General features: G+C 60.3%; 7 protein-coding genes. 1 reads left to right on the forward strand and 6 read right to left on the reverse strand.

Annotated features, from left to right (window positions below; translation table 11 throughout):
• The 6 genes from NI18_RS20755 to NI18_RS20775 all read right to left on the reverse strand — a co-directional run.
• Nucleotides 1–322 (reverse strand): transposase (locus tag NI18_RS20755; RefSeq protein WP_037533155.1); only part of this gene is annotated, 322 nt, incomplete at its 3' end.
• A 162-nt stretch (nt 323–484) separates the two neighbouring features.
• Entirely contained in the window at nt 485–991 is a 507-nt protein-coding gene (locus tag NI18_RS20760) for a sigma-70 family RNA polymerase sigma factor (protein WP_052149402.1), read from the reverse strand.
• Between the two features lie 136 nt (nt 992–1,127).
• The gene (locus NI18_RS25360; protein ID WP_156442277.1) at nt 1,128–1,298 is read right to left on the reverse strand and encodes a hypothetical protein; all 171 of its coding nucleotides are present in this window, start codon (nt 1,296–1,298) and stop codon (nt 1,128–1,130) included.
• 308 nt (nt 1,299–1,606) lie between these two features.
• Complete coding sequence (locus NI18_RS20765) at nt 1,607–2,359, reverse strand: MlaD family protein (protein WP_198527087.1); 753 nt, start codon at nt 2,357–2,359, stop codon at nt 1,607–1,609.
• Nucleotides 2,360–2,457: 98 nt separating this feature from the next.
• Nucleotides 2,458–4,071 carry an AarF/UbiB family protein gene (locus NI18_RS20770; protein ID WP_037533153.1) on the reverse strand — a complete coding sequence of 538 codons (1,614 nt, stop codon included), beginning with the start codon at nt 4,069–4,071 and terminating at the stop codon, nt 2,458–2,460.
• A complete protein-coding gene (locus tag NI18_RS20775; RefSeq protein WP_051519962.1) occupies nt 4,064–4,495 on the reverse strand; it encodes a MarR family transcriptional regulator in 432 nt (143 codons plus the stop codon). The genes NI18_RS20770 and NI18_RS20775 overlap by 8 nt, the downstream gene beginning before the upstream one ends.
• A 374-nt stretch (nt 4,496–4,869) precedes the next feature.
• Here NI18_RS20775 and NI18_RS23880 point away from each other — a divergent pair.
• Nucleotides 4,870–5,102: transposase (locus tag NI18_RS23880; protein ID WP_198527088.1), on the forward strand; the 233-nt coding region annotated here is incomplete at its 3' end.

Below are 5,102 nucleotides of genomic sequence, written 5' to 3' on the forward strand. Positions count from 1 at the left end.
GTGACACCGCCAATGTCTTCTGCCGACGGCATAGCGTCGTGTAATCCGGCACCGGCCAATCCAGCTTTGCCAGCTTCAGCAGGCTGGCAACCAGTCCCGTCACCTGCCGTAGCGGCAGTCCGAACACTATCTTCAGCGTCAGGACCAACCCTGATCGCGCCTGTCCGAAAACCGCATCGGCCGACCTCGACGACCAATCGGGGGCTGCCAGCCAATCCATGCCCGGGTCAAACCAGACCTCCAGCGACCCGCGGCGCTTCAGCGCTGCGTTATACTCGCTCCAGTTCGTCGTGCGGTACTTCGGCATGGTCGGTTTTGGCATCCATCCCACCTACGCTTCCTGACCCTCACAGGGAATCCCAACGCCCTTTGTGCAACAAAGCCGTTTCGGTATATTTTCGCATCGCTTGTTTCAGGAGCTTCGCACGCGGGCGCGGGGAGCATTGGTAGCTGGACCGGGAGAGGCGGATCGGTTTCAAAGCCGTCAACGAGCACCCGACGGGCTCGCGATACGCGACTTTTTAACGGTGCCAAGCGGTACGCCGAGACGATCCGCGGCTTCCTCGAATGTCAGCCCGTCTCGTGTCACCAGCTCGAAGGCTACGCGTTGTCCATCAGAAAGCGACGACACGGCTTGGTTGAGTTCACTGGAGAAAATCCCTTCGTCCTGCGTGGCAGGGGCAATTAAAAGACGTTCTGCGATTGCCGGATCCCACGATACCGAGCGCCGATCCTTTCGCTTCCCAGACAGGAAGCTGTTCCGTGCGATCCGCATAAGCCAAGCCTTAAGGTTCGTCCCGATCTCGAAACGCTCTCGCGCGGCCCAGGCGCGCACCAATGTATCCTGAACGAGGTCATCGGTATCTGCCTCGTTACGCGTCAGTCGACGCGCATAAATCCGCAGGTTTGGCATCACCCTGCGCACAGCATGGCTAAAACCGCGCTGGCTTATAAACGGATCAGTCTGCTCAATGGCGGCGGGAAGTGTCATCCTCGTCACCTTTGCAGAATATGCAAATTGGATGAGAAGACCGCTCCAACCACGAAAGCCGACGCGATCCCATTATTCTGTGGCCTTTTAGAGGAGGTCGGACTGGGCAAACGCATCGACGCGGGATGCCGTCGAGTCAGCCTTTGGTCGATATTTGAGCCACGCCGCCAATCCCACTCAACGCTGTGATCGCAGCGTCGAATTGTATCGCCGGTAGCGTGAATCCGAACGCATCGGCTTCCGCAAGGAGGACGAGCAGCGCAGCGATGAGTGTCGCCGCTTTGTCTTTTGGGTCGGTATTCGGCATCGATCACTCCGATGGTTGCTGCCGTTGTTCGGGAATAGCACCTTCTCGCATCGATCCCGGGTCGAACCACTCGCCAGCAAAACCGTGCCGGGGATCGGCACACGCTGTTCATGGCTTCGATCCATTTTTCGCCGCAGGAGTCTCGATCTCGCTTGGTTGACCAGCAGGCGAGGGTTTGAAATCAGGCAATTTGGTCGATCCCAAGCCCCCCTGTTCGATTCTCTTGGCGACATCGCCGGCACGACCGACTGGTCCCCGGAGCGATCGAACGGTCTCAGTGACCTGGCGGGCATCCGCTTCCAACTGCCTCATCCGAGGTCGTGCGCGCGAAACCGACTGCCCAAAAGACACGGCTGATTTGTCAGCCGAGTCCAGCGACCTAGAAATACGCTCACGAAATCCTCCTCGTGACGCTTCAATGCGTCGGCGAAGTCTCGTTGCACCATCCCTGTATTGGCGATCTGCTTTGCAAAAGCATCGAGCCTGTCCGTCTGTGGCAACCGTCCCGCCACTTGACCGACTTTGCCAGTCCAGCTCTGCGAGTTGCGCGCGAGTTCGTCGAGACGCTTCTCTATCGAACGCAAACCAACGGGATCGAGCTTTTTAGACACACTTTCAGCGTTCGACGAAACCTTCGCAATGAGGTCTGCTGGACCACCGCCGCCCAAGAGTCCTCCGCCCTTTGCTGGTACGATCGGGAACTGCTGCCCCTCTCGGGCCGCGAGCACCGGGTTGCGATTGTTGTCGCCGCTCAGGCTCAGTTTTGCCGATCCATCAAATAACGACCGTTCGATCGATGCTGTCACACCTCGATGAAGAATCGTGTCACTGGTCAGCACGAACCGCACGGTCACGAAATCTGGATTTTTGGGCTGAACCTTGATCTCAGTTATGCGACCGATGGCAACGCCGAGAAGGTTCACGGCCGACCCCGGTTGCAGGCCATCGACGGATTGTTCAAATCGTATCTCGTACGTCGGCCCCTTGGCATCGCTCGCCTGGAGAAGCCACAAAGCGAATCCGATCGCAGTGACCATGAGCAGGCCCACGATCAGGCTCACCTTCAACCAGTTTGAATGCGTTTCCATCGGGAGCTAGGAATCCCGAGACCTGTCGCGCCAGGCGCGATGCTTTGCGGTCAGCTCTGCGTGCGCCGCGCTCATCGCCGCCTCACACCTTCCAAAACGGCCAGTGCAACAGCGCCGAAAGCCAACAGTCCCGCCAGGAGAGGCTGCGAGGAAAACACTATCGCGGCGCAGATCGCGAGGGTGGCAGGATAGAGCTGCGGAGTACCCCTGCCGGCACGCTCTCTTCCGCGTAGACGCTCAAGGTCCTTGGGCGCGATACTGACGGTGATCGAGCCGGTTCGCGCAACCTTCTCGATCTGTCCGACGAGGTTCGGCGTTGACAGAACCGCTCGTCCGAGCGCTGCGAGCAGCTTGCCCGCCTCGCCGCGCAGCCGGGCAGGGCTCGCCCGCTCCCGCATCATTTCCTTTGCTATGGGAGCAAGCTCGCGAGCAATGTCGAATGCCGGATCGATGCGCCGGACGAACCCCTCGGCGGTCAGCAAGGTCCGGAGCACCAAAGCGAGGTCAGGCGGAAGCGCGAGATGAAAGTCGCGCAGAATCGCGAATACCATCTGAAAAATGTCGGCGAGGTCAATCTGATCGAGCAGGACGTTGCTGAAGCGGTCGATCAGCTCTGCCATTGCCTCTTCGAGCCGGACCCGGTCCACGTCCGGATCACCAGCCCAGAGCATAAGGATATCGACGACACCGCCGGTGTCTTCCGAAGCGATCGCGAGGCCAAGCCGAACAAGTTCCTCCCGGCGTCTCGGCAGGAGGGTGCCCACGGCCCCGAAATCGATCAGGCCAAGCGTCCCGTCTTCAAGAAAGAAGACGTTGCCGGGATGCGGATCGGCGTGGAAGTGACCGTTGATGATGATCATGCGCAGGATCGCCTGCGCATAGGTGCTGGCGAGCGCAGCCAGATCGAGATCGCTTCGGCGTGCCGCCTCCAGATCGCTTGCGGGAAATCCGCGGAGCCGCTCCTGGATGTTCACTCGCCTGCCCGAAAGCTCCCAATCGAAGCGTGCCGTCCGAACCCCGAAGTCCTTGAGGTATTCACCAATCGCGTCGCTGGCGCGCGCTTCTGCGCTGAGGTCCATCTCCCGGGCGAGGCTCTCGGCGAAATGGCGCAGCAGTTCGTCCGGCTTCAGTCTCGCAATCTCGGGGATACGGCGCTCCGCGACCCGGGCCAGTCTTCGCAGTAGCCGGAGATCGGCATCGACGATCCGCTCGATGCCTGGGCGGCGAATCTTAACGATAACGTCCCGCCCGTCGAGCAGCGTCGCCGCATGCGCCTGAGCGATCGAGCCTGCCGCAAGCGCTTCGGTGTCAAAGTGGCTGAAACTTGTTTCGATTGGGCCGCCGATCGCTTCCTCGATCAGCGGTTGCACGGCCGCGAATGGAAGCGGAGGAACGCGGTCCTGCAGTTTTGAAAGTGCATCGACCCATGCCGGCTCCAGAAGGTCGCTTCGCATCGCAAGGATCTGTCCGAATTTGACCGCGACAGGACCGATATCCCGCAAAAGCGCGACAATCGCTTCCGGCCGGGTATCTTCAAGCGGCTCGTCCCCCCCCACCCCCAGACCCAGCCGAGCGGCCAGCCCCTTGAGACCGTGCCGCCCGAACAGGACGAGAATCTGTGCGAACCGCTCCCTTTCTTTTAGAGCAGTCGTATCGGCTTCATCAGTAGGAGTTCGATCAATCATGCGCCCGGCTTTTCGGGGCGGGAACTTGGGTCTCGGGAACGCTGGCCTTCGTCTCCAGATGGTCGACGAGCCGGTTCAAATGCTTGATCGCCGCGTCGAGGCCCTCGAGTTCATCCGCTGTCAGGCTTCCGAAGGTCTGCCCCACGATGTCGTCGTAGAGCGGCATGGCCAGTCCCAACGTGGCCCGGCCGGCGTCTGTGATCTGCACCAGTTTGGACCGGCGATCGTCCGGAGCAGGCGATCGTGACACGAGACCATTTTGTTCGAGCGCGTCGATCGCCTGGGTGACAGTGCGGGGCGCCTGATCGAAAAAGCTCGCAATGTCGGTGGAGCGGCGCGGTTGTTCCGCGAGATACGCGAGCAGTTTTAGTTGGGCCATCGATGCACCCTGACAGGCAAGATAGGCGTCGATCAGTCGCCGCATCCTGTACCAGGTCCAGCCGAAGGTGGTTGCGATCCCACGTATACCCGATTGGTGAGGTTCCATATAATGTGGTATTGCCGAAGCTCGGCCGCCGTGGCAAGTCCCCCGGCTCTTTGAATCGATAGTTGATCGGGAATAGAATGGTGGAAGATCCCCCAGTCGGTTCAGGCGACCATGACGATGTCGGTGAGCGGCCCGCCGGTCCGCTCAAGTCGGTACGGGTTCGGTTGGCGCTATTGATTGTCGCGATCGCGATCGTGGGAGCGGGGTTGGTATGGTATTTTGACCATCAGAACCGCGGCAAGTTCATGCGGCTTTGTTGCACAAAGGGCGTTGGGATTCCCTGTGAGGGTCAGGAAGCGTAGGTGGGATGGATGCCAAAACCGACCATGCCGAAGTACCGCACGACGAACTGGAGCGAGTATAACGCAGCGCTGAAGCGCCGCGGGTCGCTGGAGGTCTGGTTTGACCCGGGCATGGATTGGCTGGCAGCCCCGATTGGTCGTCGAGGTCGGCCGATGCGGTTTTCGGACAGCGCGATCAGGGTTTGCCTGACGCTGAAGATAGTGTTCGGACTGCCGCTACGGCAGGTGACGGGACTGGCAAG

It is taken from the genome of Sphingomonas sp. Ant20, from assembly GCF_000783375.1.
Classification (GTDB): Bacteria; Pseudomonadota; Alphaproteobacteria; order Sphingomonadales; family Sphingomonadaceae; genus Sphingomonas; species Sphingomonas aerolata.